Genomic DNA, 23,262 nt, shown 5'->3' on the forward strand with positions numbered 1-23,262 from the left:
ATAAAAGCATGGCAGAGCAAAGTTTAGAACAACTGGAACAGGAATTCCATCAGATCGTATCGGGCATTCATCCGGCAGATGTAGTAACGAAAGGAAATGCGCAGAAAAAGTGGAACTCCATTGCGAAACCGTTACACAGTCTGGGAAAACTAGAAGATCATATTATGCAGATTGCGGCACTGACCGGCGATACAGACGTGAATCTGAACCGGAAGGCGCTGATCGTGATGTGTGCGGATAACGGAGTGGTAGAAGAAGGTGTAACGCAGACAGGACAGGAAGTAACTGCAATTGTTGCAGAGAATTTTCTGACATGTAATACCAGTGCGGCGATCATGTGTAAAAAAGCCGGTGTAGACATCTTTCCCATCGATATCGGTATGGCAGCGGATACAAAAGTCCCAAGATATAAAACGGCAAATGGAACCGCAAATATGACCAAAGGTCCGGCTATGACAAGAATGCAGGCGTTACAGGCAATCTTAACCGGGATCCATCAGGTGAAGGAAAAGAAGGAAGCCGGATATAAGATCATTGCTACCGGAGAGATGGGAATCGGAAATACGACGACCAGCAGTGCTGTGGCTTCCGTACTTCTGGGAGACGAACCGGCAGAGATAACGGGACGGGGAGCAGGACTGACGAACGAAGGATTGGAAAGAAAAATACACGCGATCGAGAAGGCGATAGCGGTCAATCGTCCGAAATGGGATGATCCGGTGGATGTACTGGCAAAAGTAGGCGGATTCGATCTGGCGGGAATCACCGGACTCTATCTGGGAGGTGCTGTATATCGAATCCCGATTGTAGTTGATGGATTTATCTCAGCGGTTGCGGCACTTGCGGCCGTCAGAATCTGTGAGTGGGTCAAAGATGCGATGATTGTGTCACATGTCTCGAAAGAACCTGGAATGCAAAAGATCCTGAAAGAGTTACACATGGATGCACCATTGCATGCAGATATGTGCCTGGGTGAGGGAACCGGAGCTGTGGCATATCTTCCGGTGCTGGATCTTGCGGCAGAAGTGTATGGACGGATGAGTACATTTTCAGAAAATGACATCGAAGATTATAAAGAATTAGGTGAGAAAGAATGATACATCTGGTGACAGGCGGAAGCGGAAGCGGTAAATCTGAGTATGCGGAGAACTGGCTGACAGGCAGAAATAAGAAGGATGGTACTTACATATATATTGCAACCATGCAGCCATACACAGAAGAAACGATGAAAAAGATTGAAAGACATCACAGGCTGAGAGCCGGAAAAGGATTCCGGACATTGGAAAAATATACAGATCTATCAGAACTTGAGATACCAAAGAATCAGGGAATCCTTCTGGAGTGCATATCGAATCTGGTGGCCAATGAGCTTTACAGAGAAGATGGGACATTGAATGATTTAAAAGAAACAAAAGAAAAAGTATTGGCAGGAGTACGCAGACTGAGCAATTCTACGACACGTCTTGTAATTGTTACAAATGAAGTGAACGCAGATATAAACAGCTATAGCGAAGAGACGGAAAAATATCGGGAATGCATCGGAATGGTGAATCAAAGTCTTGCAGAGCTTGCAGATATAGTAACGGAAGTTGTGTATGGAATTCCGGTATGCATTCGTAAGGAGCAAAAGAAGTATGAAGAGTATAAAAAGAATATGGAATAGTTTCAAAATTGCGTTTTCTATGTACAGCAGGATTCCGATGCCGCGCAGCGAATGGACAGATGAAAATAAATCGTATGCAATGTGTTTTTTTCCATGGATCGGTGCAGTGATCGGACTTTTGTCTTATGGAGTGTTTCGGTTTTCAAAATGGTTTGATGGGAATGGAGGAGGAAATTATTCCTTATTTTTTGTAATATTTCTGATCCTGATCCCGGTATTTATTACGGGAGGAATTCATCTGGACGGATTTCTGGATACACAGGATGCGCTGAGTTCCTGGCAGACGAAAGAGCGTCGTCTGGAAATACTGAAAGATTCCCACGCAGGAGCATTTGCTATCATTTCATGTACCATCTATTTTCTGATGTATATTGGCGTGTATTCTTGTCTGAGTGTACGGAGTATGGAAGTGATCGCATATAGCTTCATGCTATCAAGAACATTGAGTGGACTGTCTGTAGTTACATTTCCACAGGCAAGGAAGAAAGGTATGGTGGCAGATTTTTCGGAAAGTGCATCGACCAGAATTACAAGAATGGTATTGGGCATTTATCTGATTGTACTGTGTTTCCTGATTCCACTGACCGGAGGGATCTGCGGAATCGGATGTGTGATCTCGGCAGGCGTGGTATTTGGATATTATTACCGGATGGCGATGAAGAATTTCGGCGGTGTGACCGGGGATCTGTGTGGATATTTCCTGCAGGTATGTGAACTTGTGATGGCGCTTGTCGTGGTAGTAGTGGATATCATAGTAAAAAGCGGAATCATCAAATGATGAACAGGCTGGATAAAAGTGTGGAAAGAATGAAGAAAACAAGTGGCAGAAAGAAAACAGCAGAGAAATAGTAGAAAATAACAGAAAGATGAAAATACAGGATTGGAGGAAGGAAAAGAAGTCATGATCATGATAATAGGCGGCGCATATCAGGGAAAACTTGCATTCGCAAAGAAAATCTACCCAGATGTCACATGGGCAGACGGTGCGGTATGTACGGAAGAAGAACTATATAGCTGCGAAGGAATATATCATTTCCATCAGTATATCGAAAGAAAGATAAAGGAAGGAGAACCGATAGATGATCTTGCAGAAGAACTGATTCGGAAGAATCCGGAACTGATCCTGATCACAGATGAGATCGGATACGGAATCGTGCCGGTTGACCGGATGGAACGGGAATACAGAGAGCAGACCGGAAGAGTGTGCACGCGCCTTGCGGCATATTCGGAGAAAGTATACCGTGTGATGTGCGGAATCGGACAGGTGATAAAGGAAGTATGAGGATTTATCTGATACGTCATTCGATGACGAAAGGAAATAAAGAAAAACGCTATATCGGAACGACGGATGAATCTTTATGTCTGGAAGGAATACAGCTTTTGGAAGAGAGAAAAGGAATGTATCCTGAGGTTACATATGTCTATGTAAGTCCGATGAAGCGGTGCGTGCAGACGGCAGAGATCATTTATCCGGAGATGATGAAAGCAGGAGCATATAGCTGTAATGAAAAGTTACGGGAGTGTGATTTTGGCCTGTTTGAAAATCATAATTATATCGAACTTTCCGGCAGCCCGGAGTATCAGGCATGGATAGACAGTGGTGGAAAGCTGCCATTTCCGGAAGGGGAAAGCAGGGAAGCGTTCATCCGGCGGACACTGGAAGGGTTCCGGGAAGTCGTACGGGATGCGCAGGCACATGACCGGGAGACGATTGCGGTTGTGGCACATGGCGGAACGATCATGAGTATCATGGAACGGTATGCAGTAAAGGAAGACGGGACGCCAGCAGGAAGTTATTATGATTATCAGATAAAGAATGGAGAAGGATATGAACTTAGAATTTCAGAGAATGACATATATGACGATCGCGATCGTGGCGGGCTTTGTTCTGGATCTGATCTTCGGGGATCCAAGATGGCTGTATCATCCGGTGAGGCTGATCGGGCATCTGATATCGGGAACCGAAAGAATTATCAGAAACTGTCTGCCGGCGAATAAGACAGGGGAACGCATCGGTGGAGGGATTCTGGTGCTGGTGGTTGTGACGGTCAGTACAGGAGTTCCGGCGGTGATCTTATCGGTTGCATATAAGTATTTCTGGCAGCTTGGACTTGCACTGGAAAGCTTCTGGTGTTATCAGATCCTTGCAACGAAATCCCTGAAAGTAGAAAGTGACAGGGTCTACATAGCACTGAAAGACAAGGGCCTGGAGGCCGGGAGAAAGGCCGTGTCCATGATCGTCGGAAGAGATACACAGAATCTGACGGAAGAAGGTGTGACCAAGGCGGCCGTAGAGACGGTGGCAGAGAATACATCGGATGGTGTGATCGCACCGTTATTTTATATGCTGATCGGCGGAGCTGTTCTGGGATTTGCTTATAAGGCAATTAATACGATGGATTCGATGGTCGGTTATAAGAACGACCGGTATCAATGGTTTGGAACGGCTGCCGCGAAGCTGGATGATGTGGTGAATTTTATTCCGGCGAGGGTATCGGCAGTACTGATGATCGCGGCGTCATATCTGACCGGAATGGATGGAAAGAATGCAGCACGTATCTTCCGAAGAGACCGCTTTAATCATAAAAGTCCGAACTCGGCACAGACAGAAGCAGTCATGGCGGGGGCGCTGGATGTGCAGCTTGCAGGAGATGCATGGTATTTTGGAAAGCTGCATAAGAAGCCGACGATCGGAGATCCGGTCCGGGAGATGGAACTATTGGATATCCGGAGATCGCATAAGCTGTTATATGGGACGGCAATGCTTGGTCTGATACTTGGAATCATCCTCCGGATTCTGGTTCTGTAGATGATATTGATAATAAAAATCAAAAAACAAATAATATTATCTGCAAATTATGAATAAAAAGTTAGAATTGTGCAAACAATGTTCCTGTTGACTAACATAGTCAGTGCAACTTACAATATAAAAAAGAGGTAAAGAAGGTGTTAGTTATGCAGGCATTGTCAAAGGCGGCGGCTGGAAAAAGCTACACCATCAAGTGGATGTTCGGCATCCCGGAAGTTCTGGATAAGATCCGAAAATGCAAGATTGATGAAGGCAGTGAGATCACAGTCATTCAGAATTCCGGAAGAGACCTGATCATCAGAAGTGGTGAGAAGCGGATCGCAATGAGCAGCGATGCGGCAACAAGAATTCAGGTATAAGATTCCGGTTGACTATTTTCTGCAAAGTGAGTAAGATGGTTGTAGCAAAATAGCAGAGAGAGCGGTTTATCCGCACAGGTGAAGGAACGTTGGCAGAACCAAAAGAGACAGTTCACGGTGGAGACATTTACCGGAATCCATCTGTTACAGATTATTCTGTAAACAGTAACCCGCTGGGAGTTCCCGAAGCGGTACGAAAGAGCGTACAGGAAAGTGCAGACAGGATCATGTATTATCCGGATGTCAGATGCGACAGACTTCGGGAGTCGATCAGTGATTTTGAGAGAATAGAAAAAGAAAAGATACTCTGCGGCAATGGTGCTGCAGAGCTTTTTTTTGCTGTCGTAATGGCAGTGAGACCGAAAAAAGCACTGGTGACGGCACCAGCTTTTTCCGAGTATGAGCGAGCACTTGGCACAGTTGGAGCAGAGGTACAATATTACAGATTAAAAGAAGAACAGGATTTCCGGATACAGGAGGATATACTGGAACAGATTACGGAAGATACAGATATGATATTTCTGTGCAATCCCAATAATCCGACCGGACAGACAACGGAAAAAGAACTGCTGATCCGTGTGATGAACGGGTGTAATAAATGCGGTACGATACTGGTCCTGGATGAGTGTTTTATAGAGTTTCTGGAAGAACCAGAAAGATATGAATGCCGGGGGTATCTGACACAGTATCCGAATGTGGTCATTATCAAAGCATTTACGAAAATATTCTGTATGCCGGGTGTAAGACTTGGATATGCATTGTGTGAGAATGCAGCTCTTAGGAAACGAATGAGGGCAATGCTCCAGCCGTGGAATGTGTCGGTAACGGCACAGGAAGCAGGTGTGGCAGCACTTGTTGATTGCGAAGCATATTTAAAGAGAACGAGAGAATATATAAAAAAAGAAAAGTTCTGGATGACAGAGCGGATGAGAAAGCTTGGTCTGAATGTATGGGGATCGGAAGCAAACTATATATTTTTTAAAGGAAAAGCAGGGCTGTATGAGAAGGCACTGAAAAGAGGACTGTTGATCCGGGACTGCAGTAACTATGAAGGACTGACAGAAGGGCATTACCGGATTGCAATAAGATCTGAAGAAGAGAATGAAAGGTTGATAACATGGCTGGAAAAATTATGATACAGGGAACAATGTCCAACGCAGGAAAGAGTCTTCTGTGTGCGGGACTTTGCAGAATATTCAAACAGGACGGATACCGGGTGGCTCCGTTCAAATCCCAGAATATGGCACTGAATTCCTTTATTACAGAGGATGGACTGGAGATGGGACGTGCACAGGTTGTGCAGGCAGAGGCAGCAGGCGTGGCGCCGCAGGTAGAGATGAATCCGATCCTGTTAAAGCCGACCAACGATGTAGGATCACAGGTGATCGTAAATGGTGAAGTCCTGAAGAATATGAGTGCAAGAGAATATTTTGCTTATAAAAAGCAGCTCATACCGGACATTATGAAAGCATTTCACAAATTAGAAGAAGAGAATGATATCATTGTGATCGAAGGAGCGGGAAGTCCGGCAGAGATCAACCTGAAGAAAGATGATATTGTAAATATGGGGCTGGCGAAGATGGTAGATGCGCCGGTGCTTCTGGTCGGAGATATTGACCGCGGAGGAGTATTTGCCCAGCTTCTGGGGACGCTTATGCTCCTGGAAGATGATGAGAAAGAACGTGTAAAGGGACTGGTCATCAACAAATTCCGCGGGGATAAGACAATCCTGGATCCCGGTATTGTCATGCTGGAAGAAAGAGGCGGCATTCCGGTAGTCGGAGTTACACCGTATATGCAGGTCGAGATTGAAGATGAAGACAGTCTGACAGAGCGTTTTAACATGACAAAGGGTGGAAAAGGTGCAGAAGAAAGAATCGGTCTGGTGGATATCGCAGTCATCCGGACACCGAGAATTTCGAACTTTACGGATTTCATGCTGTTGGAAAATGCTCCGGGAGTGAATCTGCGTTATGTAAAGAATCCAAGAGAACTGGAAAATCCTGATATGATCATCCTTCCGGGAACAAAAAATACGATGGGAGATCTGAAATGGTTAAGACAGAGCGGAATGGAAGCGAAGATTCTAAAGGCGCATGCCGGCGGCTGTGTGGTCTGGGGAATCTGCGGCGGCTATCAGATGCTGGGGCAGTCGCTCAGTGATCCGGAAGGCGTGGAAGATGGCGGCAGTATGAAAGGACTCGGCCTTTTGCCGGTAACGACTACATTTACCACAGAAAAGACCAGAACAAGGGTGAATGGAACACTCCTTCATGTGGAGGGGAATCTGAAAGCACTTGAGAATCTGAAGTTTGAAGGATACGAGATCCATATGGGAAAGACCGAACTTCTGGAAGGATGTCCGATGAATCAGATTCACGATACGGTGAAGAAAAAGGACAGACAGATTCCGGATATGGAGCCGGAAAACAGAATAGAGAACAGTACAGACGGAATCTCGCATGGAAATGTATACGGAACATACATCCACGGCATTTTTGATAAGGAGAAAATTGTATCGGAGATCGTAAAATCCCTGGCAGAAAAGAAAGGACTTTCAATGGAAGAAGTGGAAGGTGTGGACCTGAAAGCATTCAAAGAAAGCCAGTATGATCTTCTTGCAGATACACTCAGAAAACATCTGGACATGAAGGCAATCTATCAGATCATGGGAATGCAGAAATAATTTTTCGGGATTACTATGTATTCGTAAGGAGCTGTAGATACCAAAGTATGCAAGAGAAGTTGCCGATGGCAAGTTTTGTAGTTAGAAAAGATGAGATGTGGGCTATGACGGACTATGAAGAGAAAGGAAGAAAACGTTGAATATACAGAAAAATAATCACGCAGCACATACTAAAATAGAGATAGAAAATGTTCTTCCGACAGAGATCGAAAAGCGCAGCTTTGAGATCATTACGGAAGAACTGGAGCAGGAAGGCATCGTGCTTCCTGAGATTCAGGCACCAATTACAAAGCGCTGCATACATACCAGTGCGGATTTTGATTATGCGAAGAATTTGGTGTATTCCGAGCATGCGGTGGAGAAAGCACTTGAAGCGATCAGAGGCGGTGCTTCCATTGTAACCGATACACAGATGGGACGTTCCGGAATTAACAAAAAGAGACTGGAACAGTATGGCGGTCAGGTATACTGCTTTATGTCGGATGAAGATGTGGCGCAGGCGGCGAAGAAGAATGGAACAACAAGAGCCGTTGCCAGTATGGAAAAAGCGTGTGAACGGAATGAAAAGCTAATCTTTGCCATTGGGAATGCTCCGACAGCACTGATCCATCTGTATGAACTGATCAAAGACGGAAGAATCCGTCCGGAGCTTGTAATCGGTGTGCCGGTTGGTTTTGTAAATGTGGTACAGTCCAAAGAGCTGATCCTGACTCTGGAAGATACCCCGTATATTGTAGCGAGGGGGAGAAAAGGCGGAAGTAATATTGCGGCATGTATCTGTAACGCACTGATCTATATGCTGTAGGGAGGAAGAATTTATGACATTACAGCAGTTAAGGTATATTACCATGGTTGCGGAGAAGGGGACGATAAGTGAGGCGGCAAAAGAGCTGTTCATTTCCCAGCCGAGTCTTACCAATGCGATCCGGGAACTGGAGCAGGAGATGCAGGTGACGATTTTTCACCGGACGAATAAAGGGGTGACGATCACCGCAGAGGGAGATGAATTTCTCGCCTATGCAAGACAGATACTGGATCAGGTCGGCCTCATGCAGGAGAGGTATCTGAATGTAAATGAACGGAACCCGAGATTTTCCGTATCCTGCCAGCATTATTCTTTTGCGGTCAATGCATTTGTAGATGTGATCCGTAAATTTGATGCGAGAAAATATGATTTCACACTGCGGGAGACACAGACTTATGAGATCATCGAAGATGTGGCGAAGCTGAAAAGTGAGATAGGTATTCTGTATACTTCTTCACAGAATGAGACGATCATCATGAAACTGATCCGTCAGAATGATCTGAAATTCGAAGAGTTATTCGTAGCAAAGCCACATGTATTTATCAGTTCAAAGCATCCGTTGGCAGATAAGGAAGCACTGACACTGGAAGATCTGGAGGAGTATCCGTATTTGTCATTTGAGCAGGGGGATTATAATTCCTTTTATTTTTCCGAAGAGATATTAAGCACACTGGACCGGAATAAGAACATCAAAGTCAGAGACCGGGCAACGCTTTTCAATCTGGCGGTCGGCCTGGACGGGTATACGGTAAGCTCCGGCGTGATCAGTAAAGAACTGAACGGTGAGAATATCATCGGGAAGCCGCTTCTGGTGGATGAATATATGCGGATCGGAACGATCGTGCGGAAAGATGTGGCACTGAGCCGGTATGGAAAGGTGTATATGGAAGCGTTGAAAAAATACACAGGCGGGATGTAAGAATAATTCAGAATAATAATGAAAAGCAGTGGGAAAAGGTTTCGTTTGTAAAAGAAGTTGCAGAAGAAGTCTGGGAGGCTTAATATCAAATTGAATATATAAAAAAGATATGAAAGATATATCAAATATACGTTTCACATTTTTGATATTCTCTCGTATAATAGTTTGCTGAGGGGGATTGGTTTGAAAACGTAAAAACGTGTGAAAGCAATTCCCCGTTTTTTCTAAGGAGATGAAAACATGGGAGTAATGAAAAGTTTATTTTCCGGGAAACAGATGTCGGAGGCATTCATCTGTAGTGCATTTCTGGCTTTATCGGGAGGATTTCAGGATGCATATACCTATAATACGCGTAATGAAGTATTCTCGAATGCACAGACAGGTAACGTGGTGCTGATGAGCCAGAATTTCATGACGGGAAAATGGGAGGCGGGACTGAAGTATTTATTTCCGCTTTTTGCATTTGCTTTGGGTGTTCTGATCGCAGAACAGATCCAGCATAAGTATAAATATGCAAAACATCTGCACTGGAGACAGGGAATTCTGGGAGCAGAGATTATAATCCTGTTCATTGTAGGATTTATTCCACAACGCGGAAATATGATCGCGACTGTTCTGGTATCCTTTGCCTGTGCGATGCAGGTGCAGAGTTTCCGGAAGGTGAATGGATTCTCATATGCGAGTACGATGTGTATCGGTAATTTGAGAAGCGGAACGGCAGCACTGTCTTTTTATCTGAGAGAAAGAAGACCAGAGCAGCTGCGCCAGGCAATGTATTATTTGGGAATCATAGTTCTGTTTGCGATAGGAGCCGGAATCGGCGGCAATCTTTCTGCCAATTACGGAATCCATATGATATGGGTATCGTGCGGACTTTTGATTGTCAGCTTCCTGCTGATGTTCCTGGATATAGAAGCACGGAGAAGCAGAGCATAATAGAAGAAAAAATAAGAGACATTGATCCGCTGTCAGATGCGGATCAATGTCTCGATTAGTTTCTGTGCTGCAATACTTTGTGGCTTGGAAGCATTCTGTACAAGACAGATGTGTCTTGCAGGAAGAGATTCTTTCAGATGAATCTGAAGAATTTCCCCGCGCTTCAGCGGTTCTTCTGCAAGTTTCTCCGGATAGAAGCCGATACCGAGATTGTGCTGGATCAGGGCCAGACACTGATCGGTAGATGTAACTTCCAGATCCGGACGGAACGGAAAGCCGTGGGAAGAAAAGTACTGAATATGAAGATCTCTGGTGCTGGTATTATTCTCCAGCGAGACAAAAGGATATTCCGCAAGTTCTTCCAGCGAGCAGATGTGAGAAGCCAGTTCTTTGTATTTCGGACCGGCGATCAGAATTTCCCGGAAAGAACCAAGGGAAATCTTCTGGAACTGCTTCTGGACCGAAAGAGGTGTTGTTACAACTGCGAAATCCACCAGCCCGCTTTCCAGGGAAGCGATTGCCTGCGGAGTGGAATGGTTGGAAATCTTAAGCCTTACATGTGGATAATGATTGTGAAATGCTTCTAATTTTGGCAGCAGCATAATACGTAGTGCATTTTCGCTGACTCCGATGGAGATGAGTCCGCTGGTAAGGCTCTGGTCACGCTTCAACTCGGTTTCTCCGAGCTCCAGTTGTTCAAAGGCAATTGCAACGTGGTTAAAAAGCTTCTGTCCTTCCGGAGTCAGTGAGACCCCACGGTTCGAACGGACGAAAAGATGGCAGCCAAGTTCTGTCTCAAGATTATTCATACACCGGGTAATATTCGGCTGGTTATTGTGTAATACCTCTGCCGCTTTTGTAAAACTGTGCTGTTGTGCGACATGGTAGAAAATGCGGTAATAATCGTATGTACTCATAATATCCTCCAAAATAATATATAAAATTGATATATAAAAATAATTTGCTATCTTTTATCCAGATGATGCCAGATAAGTATAATATATCCCATGTGAAAAGACAATGTTAAGAAATAAAAAATATATTACATTGTAGAAAAAAACGTAGTATACTGATTTATATTTTTTTATGAACAGATGTGTTTGTAACGAAAATAATGGATACACCTGAGAGGAGAGACTTAATTATGGTAAAAATGAATGTAAAATTTGAAACACCGGAACAGCTTGTAGAATTTTCAAGAATGTGTCAGAAAGTAGAGGCTGATACTCTGATTGAAGATACTGTACATAAACTTATCATTGATGGAAAATCAGTTATGGGAATGATGACAGTTACATTGAATCAGAGGCTGATCTTTGTAGTAGATGGTTCTGATGAGAAAGAGGTACTTTCTACATTTGAAAAATATCGTACGGAAGATATGGTACAGAAGCAGAATCTGGGTTAATAATTGCATTTTACAGATACTTGTGGTATCGTAGTCAAGGTGAAAAGAATAGAATGAAAACTGCAGGTGCCGGTTGGATAAGATTGATCAGAGCCGGTGAAAAGGGAAACAGGTGCAAGTCCTGTACGAACTCGTCACTGTGAGCAGGGAATATCAGAAAAGAAAAAAGTCACTGGATAACGGGAAGACAAGCTTCTGATGTATGGATCTGTGAGTCAGGAGACCTGCCTGTAGCGTACATGGAAGTAAATCCGGACCACGAGTAATTGGTTGTACAAAAATGGAGGAAAATTATAATAAATTCACAAGGCCATTTTATACCCTTTTACGGATGATTTCGTGGAAGGGTATTTTTGGTGACAGAAAAGTAGTAGGGAGAGAGTAAAAGATGAAACACAATTCCAAGCAATTTTTGGCCTTATTTATGGCTGTGTCTATGGCAGTTGCACCGGTATCGGGAGTGTATGCGGAAGATCAGAATGCAGCTGTAGAAAATGCTGTGAATGCGAATGTACAGGAGGGCAGTGAAGCGGAGCAGAATGAGACTGCTTCGAATGCCGGACAGGCAGAAAGCAGTGTGACGGCGGTTGGAAGTCAGGAAGAAAATAAAGCGGAAACAGCCGGTAAAGGAACAGATACTGCGGAGGACGAAGACGCGAAGAAGAATGCGGCTCTTGCAAAGCTGTCAGTGGTCAGTGGAACAACCGGTGAACTGAAAGACGGAACATATAAAGTAGAGGCAAAAGTAGGCGGATCATCCAGAACAAGTATCACCTGTGAAAAAGTGGAAGTAAAGGATGGAAAAGCGACTGCCAGAATCGTATTTTCAAGTGCCGGATATCCAAAACTGTGGGTAAATGTAAATGGCACTGTAAAAGAATATGAAAAAAGAACAGACAGTGCAGCAGGAACCAGCGCATTTGATATTCCGGCTGATATTAATAAAGAGATGAATGTGATCGGATATGTGGAAAAGATGGGATCCTATACAGAATATAAGCTAAACATCAACATTTCCAAAGATACAGAGCCGACAACACCGGAAGCTCCGGAACAGACGGTTATCACAGGTGTAAGCTTCAGTGAAGGAACGGAACTCAGTATGAAGACGGGAGAAGTTAAGAACCTGACGCTTAAGTTTACACCGGCATTATCAGCAGAAGAGACAGCACCGGATATGACATGGACTTCTTCTGATCCGGAGGTTGTAACGGTTGAAAAATCCGGATCACAGGCTAAGCTGACTGCAATGAAAGCAGGAACTGCAGAGGTAACAGCAACATTTAATAACTCTGAAGGTACAGAGATTAAAGCCACATGTAAGGTAACGGTAACAGCACAGGAAACAGAAAATAAGACCCTGACAGACGGAAACTATCAGGTGAATGCCGAAGCCGGTGGAAAGATGATCCGTGTCACAAACTGTGTAATGACGGTAAAGAATGGACAGATGACGGCAGCAGTAACATTGAGCGGACGGGGATATAACAGAATCTATCTGGGAGATGTAAAAGACGCGCCGAACGATGAAAGTAACTGGATACTTCCAGATTCGCTTCTTGCAGAGCAGTATACATTCCAGATTCCGGTAGAGAAACTGGATGAGGTAATGACGATTGCCGTTCATACAACGAAGAGTAATAAATGGGATACCAGAACACTGACATTCCATTCAGAAGGCATGACTAAGATTGCGGACAGCAATCATGGAAATGCTTCGAATGGCAATAACGGAAGCAATGGATCGCTGACACCGGGCGGAAATAATAACAACCCGGGAAATACTTCCAATGGAAATAACTCAGGAAGTACAGGAAGCAATAACGGAAATACAGGAAATAATACAACAAACAATGGAAAACCGGACAAAGAATCAAAATACGAATCAGATCTGAACAAATCAACAGCCAGAGTTAACAGTGCCACAGGCTTAAAAGATGGTGTATACACACCGGACAGCTTCTCATGGTCAGGTGGAACCGGAAAGGTAAGAATCAGCTGTAGTAAGGTAACAGTTACCGGTGGCCAGGCATATGCAACGATCACATTCAGCAGTACGCATTACCAGTACGTGAAAGCCAATGGAAATGTATATTATCCAAGTTCCAAAACAGGAAGCTCTACTTCCTTTGTAATTCCGGTGGAACTGAATAAGAATAATACGATTGTAGGTATGACAACAGCCATGTCTGCAGCACATGAGATTAAGTATACGATTTTTGTATACATTGCGGAAGCAGCAAAAGCAAATGCATCAACAAGAGCTAATGGAAAAGAAATTACCGTGATTGGTGTAAATGGCAGTGACAGCAGTAAGACGGCAGCTGCAAGTAAGAAACTGGATGAAGTAGCACCTGAGATCATCGGCCTGGAATATCAGTCAGAGACAAAAGCCGAGCATGCGAAATATTTCAAAATCTATCATTATGATCAGGGGATCACACTTCTGGAAATTGATATGAGCAAAAAGACGGGAAGAAAAGCAGCCGGTAAGAAATGGAAACAGTCTTCGGATACAAGCGGACTGAATCCTGCAGAGCAGGAGCAGGCAGCACTGTATCTGAACAAAGTTGTAAAATATCTGATCGTTCCGGAAAATGCAGAGATTCCTGCAGGACTTGATAAGGAAGTTATCGTGGTGAGACAGCCGGCAGATCATATCTATGCAGGAACCAATAAGATCATTTCCAAGATAGCCAAACTGGGACAGACTGATAAAGTGACGGCAGTTGGTGTAAAGAAAAAGAAGTGTAAGAATGAGACTATCAAAGAAAAGATGGAAAAGAAAGAAATCATTTACACAGGTAAATCCGGCAAATTAAATTATAAGAAACTGGTAAAAAATAAATGTGATCTGGCACTCCTTTCTTCCGGTATCCTGCCGAAAAAAGGAAGTAGTAAGAAAGCTGCCAGAAAGAAAATGAAAGCTTATCAGAAGATGACCGAGAAGATGACGCTTCTTGAGATGCCTGTGATCGTTGACCGTTCAAAAGATGAAAAGGGAAAAGATGCAAAGAAAGAATGGGAAAAAGTCTATCAGGTAATCCTCGGATGTGAAGATCAGAGTGCAGAATAAGGGTTATATAAGATGACCAGAATGCGGATCGCATAAAATGATCGGAATGCAGACAAAATATCATGTAATCAGAAAAAAAGTGGAGAAAAGAATGAAAAAGAGAACATATCGCTTGTTGTGTATACTTGCAAGTACAGTGCTTCTGGTAACAGGAGCACTGACTGGATGCAGTAGTTCAGGAAAATCGGGTGTGTCTAAAGGAGACGGAACACAGCAGACAGAAGAAAACGGGGCAGAAGAAAAGAAAGCTCCGAAGATAGACGGACTGAAGTATCAGAAGACGATGCAGTTAAAATATGCCACAGGTTTTGATGTTTACTATTATAAAGGTGGATATAAATTACTGGATGTGCATGATGACAGACAGTATCTGATCGTTCCGGAAGGAAAGAAGAAACCGGCAGATCTGGATAAAGATATTGTGGTATTAAAACAGCCGCTGGATCACATTTATCTTGCGGCAACATCGGCAATGGCACTGTTCGATTCGATGGATGGCCTGGACAGTATCCGGATGTCAGGCGCACAGGCTTCAGACTGGTATATTGATAATGCGAAAAAAGCTATGGAGGAAGGCCGGATATTGTTCGCCGGAAAATACAGTGAGCCGGATTATGAGATGCTGGTAGATGAGGATTGTGATCTTGCAATTGAATCAACGATGATCCTGCATACGCCAAAAGTACAGGAAATGATCGAAGATCTGGATATTCCGGTATTTATCGACCGGTCCAGCTATGAAAGTCATCCGCTTGGCAGAACAGAATGGATTAAGGCTTATGCGGCAATGTTGAATAAAGAGGATGTGGCAGATACATTTTTCGAGAAACAGACGAAGGTGATCGAAAACCTGAAAGATTTTAAGAATACGGGAAAGACGGTTGCTTATTTCTTTGTTAATGCAGATGGAACAGTGGTCGTAAGAAGCAGTAAAGATTATATTCCGAAGATGATTGATATTGCCGGAGGAAAATACATTTTTTCAGATCTTAAGAATACAGAAAGCAAGAGTGCTTCGGTAGAATTATCAATGGAAGAATTCTATTCAAAGGCGGAAGAAGCAGACTATCTGATCTACAATGCAACAATTGACAGTCCGATAAACAGTATTGCAGAGCTGACGGCAAAGAATGAACTGTTTAAGGATTTTAAAGCTGTGAAGAACGGTAATGTATGGTGCACCGGCAAATCACTGTATCAGGCAACGGATATAGTCGGTAATCTGATCACGGATATTCATCTGATGCTGACAAATGGAGATGAGAAGGATATGACATTCTTGTACAGGGTAAAATAATACAGTATAATAAGAATCAGGTGGGCAAAAGGAAATGTTCACCTGATTTTTCATCAAAGGAGAAATATAACGTGGCAGACACTTATAATCAGAAAACGGATCGGCAGGATACGGCCGGATCTGTTTATCAAAAGGAAATTTTTAAACGGCGTTCCAGATATATTCTGGTATTTTCTGTATTGACGGCAGCATTTTTGATTGTTACGGTTTTGAATATCAATACAGGAAATGTACATATCTCCTTGCCAGAGATCCTGAAAATACTGGCAAGACGGGGAGAGGGCGGAACGGAAGCAAATATTATATGGAAGATACGTCTGCCACGGGTTCTGATGGCAGCAATCCTTGGGGGAGCGTTGTCATTATCTGGATTCTTACTTCAGACTTTCTTTTCCAATCCGATCGCGGGACCGTTTGTCCTTGGAATTTCGTCCGGAGCGAAGATGATGGTGGCACTGGCAATGATATTCTTTTTGGAACGCTATGCATTTGTGTCTTCTTATACACTGATTGTTGCGGCATTTATCGGAGCATTGATCTCCACCGGTTTTATTTTACTGCTATCCAGGAAAATGAAGCATATGGCCACACTTCTGGTAGGTGGAATCATGATTGGCTACATTTGTTCGGCAATCACAGATTTTGTCGTTACATTTGCAGAGGATTCTGATATTGTCAATCTTCATGGATGGTCACAGGGGAGCTTTTCCGGAATGAACTGGAGTAATGTACAGGTAGCGGTGATCGTGATCGGTGTGACGACTGTACTTACATTTTTCCTGTCTAAGCCAATCGGTGCTTATCAGCTGGGAGAAGCTTATGCGCAGAGCATGGGAGTGAATATCCGCTTTTTCAGGGTGGCACTGATTCTCTTGTCCAGTATTCTTTCGGCAAGCGTAACTGCATTTGCAGGTCCGATCTCATTTGTCGGAATAGCGGTTCCATATCTGGTAAAACATGCACTTCGTACATCGAAACCTTTGGTAGTGATACCAGGAACATTTGTTGGTGGAGCGGTATTCTGTATGATCTGTGATCTGATCGCGAGAATGGCATTTGCACCAATGGAATTGAATATCAGTACGGTGACTTCGATATTCGGAGCGCCTGTTGTAATCTTCATGATGGTGCGTGGGCAGAAAGGCAGGTAGAAGATGACAGAGTATTATATAAAAATGAAAGATCTCGCAGTGGGATATCAGGGGAATGCGCTGATAAGCGATATTAATCTGAAAATAAAAAAAGGCGAGATCGTGACACTGATCGGTCCCAATGGAGCGGGAAAATCTACAATATTAAAAAGCATCACCAGACAGTTAAAGCTGATTGGCGGGGAAGTATACATAGATAGCGAGGAAATCCGTAAACTTTCTTATAAAGAGATGGCAGTTAAGGCGGCCGTGATGCTGACCGAGAGGATGAAACCAGAATTGATGACCTGTCATGATATTGTAGCGACCGGGCGTTATCCTTATACCGGAAGACTTGGAATCTTGTCAAGGGAAGATGAGAGAAAGGTGGATGAGGCATTAGAGGCGGTACATGCACAGGAACTTGGAATCCGTAATTTTCAGGAAATCAGTGACGGACAGAGGCAGCGGGTGCTGCTTGCCCGGGCTATCTGTCAGGAACCGGAAGTGATGATCCTGGATGAGCCGACCTCTTATCTGGATATCCGTCATAAACTGGAACTGCTGGCAATCTTAAGAAAGATGGCAAAAGAGAACGGAATTACTGTAATTATGTCTCTGCATGAGATTGATCTGGCGCAAAAAATATCGGATCAGGTTATCTGTGTCAAAGGCGACCGGATTGCCGAATTTGGTGATCCGGAAGAAATATTCACGGAAGCAACAATTCGTGATCTTTATGAAATCGACAATGGTTATTACGATCCGATATTCGGAAGTGTGGAACTTCCAAAGCCGGAAGGAGAACCGGAAGTTCTGGTATTATCTTCCGGTAAAACAGGAATCCCGGTCTACAGAAAACTTCAGAAAGCCGGGATTCCATTTGCCGCCGGAATCCTCTATCCGGGCGAGAGCGACTATCAGCTGGCACGGCTGCTGGCATCCGGGATCATCAGCGAAGAGCCATATGAACCGATATCCGATGAGACTTACCAGAGGACATTAGAAGTTATGGAAAGATGCGGAAAAGTGATCAATGCGGGAGTGAAAGTTGGAAGTATGAACCAAAAGATGGGGGAACTGCTTCGGATTGCGGAGGAGAGAAGGATGTTGGTTTCTATTTAATCATCATGGCGGCTTCCCCCGGTCCTGAATAAAAGTATGGGAGTGATTTCTGTGCTGATTCGATCATGGAGTAACTCTAGAGCAACAAAATTGTCCTAAAAGCAGCCTTGAAAAAATCAAAGCTCGACATTCGTCTCAGACAATGATTTTTCCAAGGCTAACGGTCAATTTTATTACTCAAGAGTTACTAACCATGACCTCATATGCACAGAAATCACTCCCATACTTTTATTCAGTCACGTTTTCGCATGCCATAATAATTAAATAGAAACCGAATTCAACGTCGCATAAAACTCCGGATAAGACACATCCACGCACTGACTATCCACTATCTGCGTTTCACCGTCAGATGCAAGTCCCGCAACCGAGAATGCCATTGCGATCCGGTGATCAAGGTAGCTTTGAATAGAAGCACCATTTAAATGTCCGGTACCTTCAATGATCATGCCGTCATCGGTTGGTGTAATAACAGCTCCCATCGCTTTTAATCCTGCAGTGACAGTATCGATTCGGTTCGTTTCTTTTACCTTTAACTCAGCTGCATCTCTGATGACTGTCTGACCATCTGCAAAGGCTGCCATAATTGCGATCATCGGAATCTCGTCGATCAGAGTCGGGATGATATCACCCTCGATTACAGTTCCTTTTAAGTGGCTGTAGCGGACAAGAAGATCAGCACGGCTTTCGCCGCCCTCGATTGTCTGGCTGACGGTTTCGATATCGGCTCCCATGGCTTTGCAGACTTTTAAGAAACCGGCACGTGTGAAGTTGGTTCCTACATTTTTAACAAGAAGCTCGGAACCAGGAACTAACAGTGCGGCCGCAATAAAGTAAGCAGCAGAAGAGATATCGCCAGGAACACAGATCTGTTGTCCGTAAAGTTCTTTGCATGGTTCTACATGTGCAGTGGCAGTTCCGTCTGTATGAAGATCTGTGGCAACGTATGCGCCGAATCCCTGAAGCATAAGTTCCGTATGATTACGGGAAAGAGCAGGTTCTGTAACAGAAGTAGGACTGTCTGCATAAAGTCCGGCTAACAGAACTGCCGATTTTACCTGGGCAGAGGCAACCGGTGACTGGTAATGAATACCATGCAGAGCACCAGGTCTTATGTGAAGCGGGGCGCATCCGTTGTCGTTGAGACTTCTGATATGTGCTCCCATGGTGTTAAGTGGTGTCATAATGCGCTTCATTGGTCTGGAGTTCAAAGAATCATCGCCGGATAATGTAGTCGCAAAATTTTGCCCGGACAAAATTCCGGAGATCAGGCGGGTTGTAGTTCCGCTGTTTCCTACATTTAAAGTAGAAGCCGGGGCGGTCAGGCCGCGCAGACCTTTCCCGTGTACCAGGATACTGGATGGTTTTCTTTCAATCTCAACACCCATTTTACGGAAACAGTCAATCGTGGAAAGACAGTCGGCTCCTTCCAGAAAATGAGTGATCTCTGTGGTTCCAAGCGCAATGGAACCTAACATAATGGAACGATGTGAGATGGATTTGTCTCCCGGTATGGTTACTTCTCCTTTTAATCCCCTTGTGGGTGCAATTGTTCTAACGCTCATAAACGATATACCTGAATTTCTGCAGTAATCCTACGGCGCGTTTGCTGGAATCTTCGTCGTAGAATTCAATACGCAGAACCCCTTCTTCAAATTCTCTGTTGTGTACGATTCCAATGTTTTTGATACTGATATTATTGGAAGCAAGAATGGTTGCGATAGCAGCAATCCCACCGGCTTCATCAATGATGTCACAGTATACGGCAAATGCTTTCTTGATCGGTCCGGCCGAAGAAGATGGCATGGAATTACGATAATTTCTGGAGGATTCAAACCGGTTATAAAGATCCAGATCATCTTCACGTTCGATAGCTTCTTTGAAATCTTCCAGAGAGTCTATATACTGATCTAATATATCTACAATATTGTCCTTGTTCTTCAGGCAGATATTCTGCCACATGATAGGAGAAGAAGAGGCAATACGTGTGATATCTTTAAATCCTCCAGCAGCAAGATTTTTCATCATCTCATCATGTGTATCGTGTGTTTTGACAAAATTAACGAGTGAAGAAGCAATGATATGTGGGAGATGGCTGATGGTTCCTGTAATCTGGTCATGAAGCTGGTAGTCCAGAATAACCGGAAGGGCCTTCAGGCTTTCCACGAATTTTTCATAAGTTTGTACTTTTTCTTCAGCTACCTGAGGAGTCGGAGTAAGAATATAGTATGCATTTTCAATCAGCATAGCTTTGGAATTACTGTAACCGCTTTTCTCGGATCCGGCCATCGGATGTCCCCCGATGAAATACTTCCCAATACCGAGATTCTGCACTTCTTCGTGGATGTTCGTCTTTACACTTCCGACATCTGTGAGGATGCAGTCATCATTCAGATATTCCGTCAGCTGTTTCAGATAGGCGGTATTATATGCGACCGGTGCGCATAAGAATATATAGTTACAATTTTGAAAATTATTGTCAATGGTAGTTGCGGCAACATCGATCATAGATTCCTGGGTTGCAAGTGCAAGGGATTCTTTGTTTTTGTCGAAAGCCACAATCTCATAATCGGGATAATACTGGCGGATGGCCTTTGCAATAGAACCACCGATCAGTCCGAGCCCGATAAAACCAATTTTGTGTTTCATGATGTTTCCTCCTTGTGCTTTGATCTAGAAACTCAGTTCATATTGTAACGTGTTGTAAGAGGATTTGTCAATACTATAATACTTTAAAGTGAAAAAGTGAATGAGGTAAAACGAGAAAATAGACAATCTGCAGTATAAAATTGCAAAGAAAATTCTGAAATAAGTGAAAATTCACATTTATTTGAAAATAAATACAAAAATAATATGGTTAAAGTGTATAAAAGTGTTGTAAAAAAACAGAAAGTTTAGTACAATATCTACATGAGATTTTACCAAAATAAGGAGGCAGCTATATGAAAGTTTACAGAACGGACGAAATCAGGAACGTGGTTCTCTTAGGACACGGTGGAAGCGGAAAGACCAGTCTTGCAGAGGCCATGGCATATGTGTCAGGAGCGACAAACCGTATGGGAAAGATTACGGATGGTAACACGATCAGTGATTTTGATAAAGAAGAGCAGAAACGTGAATTTTCAATCAGTACAAGCTTAATCCCGATTGAATGGGAGAAAGCCAAGATCAATATTCTGGATACACCGGGATATTTCGACTTTGTCGGAGAAGTCGAAGAAGCTGTAAGTGCCGCTGATGCAGCTGTTATTGTTGTATCCGGTAAAGCAGGAGTTGAAGTCGGTACAGAGAAAGCATGGGAACTTTGTGACAAGTACAAACTTCCAAGAATGATATATGTAACAGAGATGGATGTAGACGACGCAAGTTTCCGTCAGGTGGTACAGGACCTTACAGATCGTTATGGAAAGGTGATCGCACCTCATTTCCAGCCGATTCGTGAGAATGAGAAACTGGTAGGATATGTGAACGTTATCAAGAATGCGGCAAGACGTTACACAGGTGTCGGACAGAGAGAAGAATGTGAGATTCCGGAATATTGTAAACCAAATCTGGAGATTTATCGTGATAAGTTACTGGAAGCAGTTGCAGAGACAAGTGAAGCATTTATGGAAAGATACTTTGATGGAGATGAGTTCTCAGTAGAAGAGATTCGTTCTGCAATGCGTACCGAAGTTATGGACGGAGATATCGTACCGGTTGCTATGGGATCTAATATTCAGGCACAGGGAGTTGCAAACTTACTTTCCGATATCGTAAGATTTTTCCCAAGTCCTGATAATAGAAGCTGTGCAGGAATCAACCGCAAGACCAATGAGATTTTTGAAGGTAATTATGATTTCGCAAAAGCGAAATCAGCATATGTATTTAAGACGATGGTAGACCCATTTATCGGAAAGTATTCATTTATCAAAGTATGCTCCGGTGTATTAAAAGGGGATGATACATTATATAACGGAGATTCTGATGCAGAGGCAAAACTTGGAAAGATATATACAATGGTAGGTAACAAGCCGACGGAAGTCAGCGAATTATTTGCAGGAGATATCGGAGCAATTGCCAAGCTTGCGAATACAAAGACCGGTGATACACTGTCTACGAAGAATACGCCTGTTATGTATGGAAAGACAGAATATTCCAAACCATATACATATATGAAATATATCTGCAACAATAAAGGTGATGAGGATAAAGTATCTCAGGCACTGCAGAAGATGATGGCAGAAGATGTGACATTGAAAACAGTCAATGACAGTGAGAACCGTCAGACACTGCTTTATGGTATGGGAGACCAACATCTGGAGATTACAGCAAGTAAACTTGCAACACGTTATAAATGTGAGATCAAACTGGAGACACCAAAGGTGGCTTTCCGTGAGACGATCAAGAAGAAATCCGATGTCGATTCCAAATACAAGAAACAATCAGGAGGACATGGACAGTACGGACATGTAAAGATGAGATTTGAAGCATCTGGTGATCTTGAGACACCTTATGTATTTGAAGAAGAAGTGGTAGGTGGAGCAGTTCCGAAGAATTACTTCCCGGCAGTAGAAAAAGGTCTGCAGGAAGCAGTTGTAAAAGGACCTCTTGCAGGATATCCGGTAGTTGGAGTAAAAGCTGTATTATATGATGGATCTTATCATCCGGTAGATTCTTCCGAAATGGCATTCAAGACGGCTACGATCCAGGCATTCAAGAAAGGATTCATGGAAGCTTCCCCGGTACTTCTGGAACCAATCGCATCTCTTACAGTAACAGTTCCGGATGATTACACAGGTGATGTTATGGGAGATCTGAACAAACGCAGAGGACGTGTACTTGGAATGAATCCTGTTTCTGGTGGAAAACAGGAGATCGTGGCAGATATTCCGATGACGGGACTCTTTGGTTATTGTACAGTGCTTCGCTCTATGACAGGTGGAAGAGGAGTATATTCTTACGAATTCAGCCGCTACGAGCAGGCACCGTCAGATGTGCAGGAAGCAGAGATCAGTAAACGTGCAAAAGAAGAATAAACTGCTAAGAAAATGTATAAATAGAAGAAAAGCC

At 43.6% G+C, this 23,262-nt stretch carries 21 protein-coding genes and 1 riboswitch; of the genes, 18 read left to right on the top strand and 3 right to left on the bottom strand.

All coding sequences use genetic code 11. The features are described from left to right. The first annotated feature begins 8 nt into the window (after nucleotides 1-8). The 12 genes from cobT (at nucleotide 9) to NQ508_RS03990 (ending at nucleotide 10,177) form a co-directional block, all read left to right on the top strand. Nucleotides 9-1,097: a nicotinate-nucleotide--dimethylbenzimidazole phosphoribosyltransferase gene (gene cobT, locus NQ508_RS03935; RefSeq protein WP_006426283.1), complete on the top strand. Its 1,089-nt coding sequence runs from the start codon at nucleotides 9-11 to the stop codon at nucleotides 1,095-1,097. Beyond that, nucleotides 1,094-1,663, top strand: coding sequence for a bifunctional adenosylcobinamide kinase/adenosylcobinamide-phosphate guanylyltransferase (locus NQ508_RS03940; RefSeq protein WP_006426282.1), 570 nt, complete (start codon nucleotides 1,094-1,096; stop codon nucleotides 1,661-1,663). Before cobT ends, NQ508_RS03940 begins: the two co-directional genes overlap by 4 nt. Beyond that, nucleotides 1,635-2,441 (top strand): adenosylcobinamide-GDP ribazoletransferase, encoded by an 807-nt coding sequence (locus NQ508_RS03945; protein ID WP_006426281.1) that lies wholly within the window; start codon nucleotides 1,635-1,637, stop codon nucleotides 2,439-2,441. The genes NQ508_RS03940 and NQ508_RS03945 overlap by 29 nt, the downstream gene beginning before the upstream one ends. A 123-nt stretch (nucleotides 2,442-2,564) precedes the next feature. Continuing rightward, nucleotides 2,565-2,945 carry a bifunctional adenosylcobinamide kinase/adenosylcobinamide-phosphate guanylyltransferase gene (locus NQ508_RS03950; RefSeq protein ID WP_006426280.1) on the top strand — a complete coding sequence of 127 codons (381 nt, stop codon included), beginning with the start codon at nucleotides 2,565-2,567 and terminating at the stop codon, nucleotides 2,943-2,945. Further along, nucleotides 2,942-3,661: a histidine phosphatase family protein gene (locus NQ508_RS03955; RefSeq protein ID WP_006426279.1), complete on the top strand. Its 720-nt coding sequence runs from the start codon at nucleotides 2,942-2,944 to the stop codon at nucleotides 3,659-3,661. Before NQ508_RS03950 ends, NQ508_RS03955 begins: the two co-directional genes overlap by 4 nt. Beyond that, nucleotides 3,561-4,472: an adenosylcobinamide-phosphate synthase CbiB gene (gene cbiB / locus NQ508_RS03960; RefSeq protein WP_259829098.1), complete on the top strand. Its 912-nt coding sequence runs from the start codon at nucleotides 3,561-3,563 to the stop codon at nucleotides 4,470-4,472. Before NQ508_RS03955 ends, cbiB begins: the two co-directional genes overlap by 101 nt. A 146-nt stretch (nucleotides 4,473-4,618) precedes the next feature. After that, nucleotides 4,619-4,831, top strand: coding sequence for a ferrous iron transport protein A (locus NQ508_RS03965; protein WP_006426277.1), 213 nt, complete (start codon nucleotides 4,619-4,621; stop codon nucleotides 4,829-4,831). Between the two features lie 89 nt (nucleotides 4,832-4,920). After that, nucleotides 4,921-5,967, top strand: coding sequence for a pyridoxal phosphate-dependent aminotransferase (locus tag NQ508_RS03970; RefSeq protein ID WP_044919394.1), 1,047 nt, complete (start codon nucleotides 4,921-4,923; stop codon nucleotides 5,965-5,967). After that, nucleotides 5,949-7,517 carry a cobyric acid synthase gene (locus NQ508_RS03975; protein WP_006426275.1) on the top strand — a complete coding sequence of 523 codons (1,569 nt, stop codon included), beginning with the start codon at nucleotides 5,949-5,951 and terminating at the stop codon, nucleotides 7,515-7,517. Before NQ508_RS03970 ends, NQ508_RS03975 begins: the two co-directional genes overlap by 19 nt. Nucleotides 7,518-7,653: 136 nt before the next feature. Then, nucleotides 7,654-8,322 carry a precorrin-8X methylmutase gene (locus NQ508_RS03980; protein WP_192925213.1) on the top strand — a complete coding sequence of 223 codons (669 nt, stop codon included), beginning with the start codon at nucleotides 7,654-7,656 and terminating at the stop codon, nucleotides 8,320-8,322. Nucleotides 8,323-8,335: 13 nt separating this feature from the next. Then, nucleotides 8,336-9,241 (top strand): LysR family transcriptional regulator, encoded by a 906-nt coding sequence (locus NQ508_RS03985; protein WP_006426272.1) that lies wholly within the window; start codon nucleotides 8,336-8,338, stop codon nucleotides 9,239-9,241. 240 nt (nucleotides 9,242-9,481) lie between these two features. Continuing rightward, nucleotides 9,482-10,177 carry a YoaK family protein gene (locus NQ508_RS03990; RefSeq protein WP_006426271.1) on the top strand — a complete coding sequence of 232 codons (696 nt, stop codon included), beginning with the start codon at nucleotides 9,482-9,484 and terminating at the stop codon, nucleotides 10,175-10,177. Between the two features lie 32 nt (nucleotides 10,178-10,209). Here NQ508_RS03990 and NQ508_RS03995 read toward each other — a convergent pair whose 3' ends face one another. Continuing rightward, on the bottom strand, nucleotides 10,210-11,094 hold the full coding sequence (locus NQ508_RS03995) for a LysR family transcriptional regulator (protein ID WP_006426270.1): 885 nt from the start codon (nucleotides 11,092-11,094) through the stop codon (nucleotides 10,210-10,212). Nucleotides 11,095-11,321: 227 nt separating this feature from the next. Here NQ508_RS03995 and NQ508_RS04000 point away from each other — a divergent pair, with 227 nt between their 5' ends. From NQ508_RS04000 to NQ508_RS04020, 5 genes are all read left to right on the top strand, one after another. After that, nucleotides 11,322-11,585 (top strand): HPr family phosphocarrier protein, encoded by a 264-nt coding sequence (locus tag NQ508_RS04000; RefSeq protein ID WP_022416241.1) that lies wholly within the window; start codon nucleotides 11,322-11,324, stop codon nucleotides 11,583-11,585. Between the two features lie 47 nt (nucleotides 11,586-11,632). Further along, nucleotides 11,633-11,831, top strand: a riboswitch (cobalamin riboswitch). Nucleotides 11,832-11,973: 142 nt separating this feature from the next. Beyond that, complete coding sequence (locus NQ508_RS04005; protein ID WP_044919391.1) at nucleotides 11,974-14,661, top strand: Ig-like domain-containing protein; 2,688 nt, start codon at nucleotides 11,974-11,976, stop codon at nucleotides 14,659-14,661. Between the two features lie 91 nt (nucleotides 14,662-14,752). Then, the gene (locus NQ508_RS04010) at nucleotides 14,753-15,958 is read left to right on the top strand and encodes an ABC transporter substrate-binding protein (protein WP_044919472.1); all 1,206 of its coding nucleotides are present in this window, start codon (nucleotides 14,753-14,755) and stop codon (nucleotides 15,956-15,958) included. A gap of 137 nt (nucleotides 15,959-16,095) precedes the next feature. Next, entirely contained in the window at nucleotides 16,096-17,109 is a 1,014-nt protein-coding gene (locus NQ508_RS04015; protein ID WP_237998410.1) for a FecCD family ABC transporter permease, read from the top strand. A gap of 3 nt (nucleotides 17,110-17,112) precedes the next feature. Continuing rightward, nucleotides 17,113-18,213 (top strand): ABC transporter ATP-binding protein, encoded by a 1,101-nt coding sequence (locus NQ508_RS04020; RefSeq protein ID WP_006426265.1) that lies wholly within the window; start codon nucleotides 17,113-17,115, stop codon nucleotides 18,211-18,213. Between the two features lie 260 nt (nucleotides 18,214-18,473). Here NQ508_RS04020 and aroA read toward each other — a convergent pair whose 3' ends face one another. Together aroA and NQ508_RS04030 are read right to left on the bottom strand one after the other, a co-directional pair. Then, nucleotides 18,474-19,775 carry a 3-phosphoshikimate 1-carboxyvinyltransferase gene (gene aroA / locus NQ508_RS04025; RefSeq protein WP_022415579.1) on the bottom strand — a complete coding sequence of 434 codons (1,302 nt, stop codon included), beginning with the start codon at nucleotides 19,773-19,775 and terminating at the stop codon, nucleotides 18,474-18,476. After that, nucleotides 19,765-20,859: a prephenate dehydrogenase gene (locus NQ508_RS04030; RefSeq protein ID WP_006426262.1), complete on the bottom strand. Its 1,095-nt coding sequence runs from the start codon at nucleotides 20,857-20,859 to the stop codon at nucleotides 19,765-19,767. Before NQ508_RS04030 ends, aroA begins: the two co-directional genes overlap by 11 nt. A 293-nt stretch (nucleotides 20,860-21,152) precedes the next feature. Between NQ508_RS04030 and NQ508_RS04035 the strand changes: the two genes are divergently transcribed. Then, nucleotides 21,153-23,228, top strand: coding sequence for an elongation factor G (locus tag NQ508_RS04035; protein WP_006426261.1), 2,076 nt, complete (start codon nucleotides 21,153-21,155; stop codon nucleotides 23,226-23,228). Nucleotides 23,229-23,262: the final 34 nt, after the last annotated feature.

The organism is Dorea longicatena, from assembly GCF_025150085.1.
GTDB lineage: Bacteria > Bacillota > Clostridia > Lachnospirales > Lachnospiraceae > Dorea_A > Dorea_A longicatena.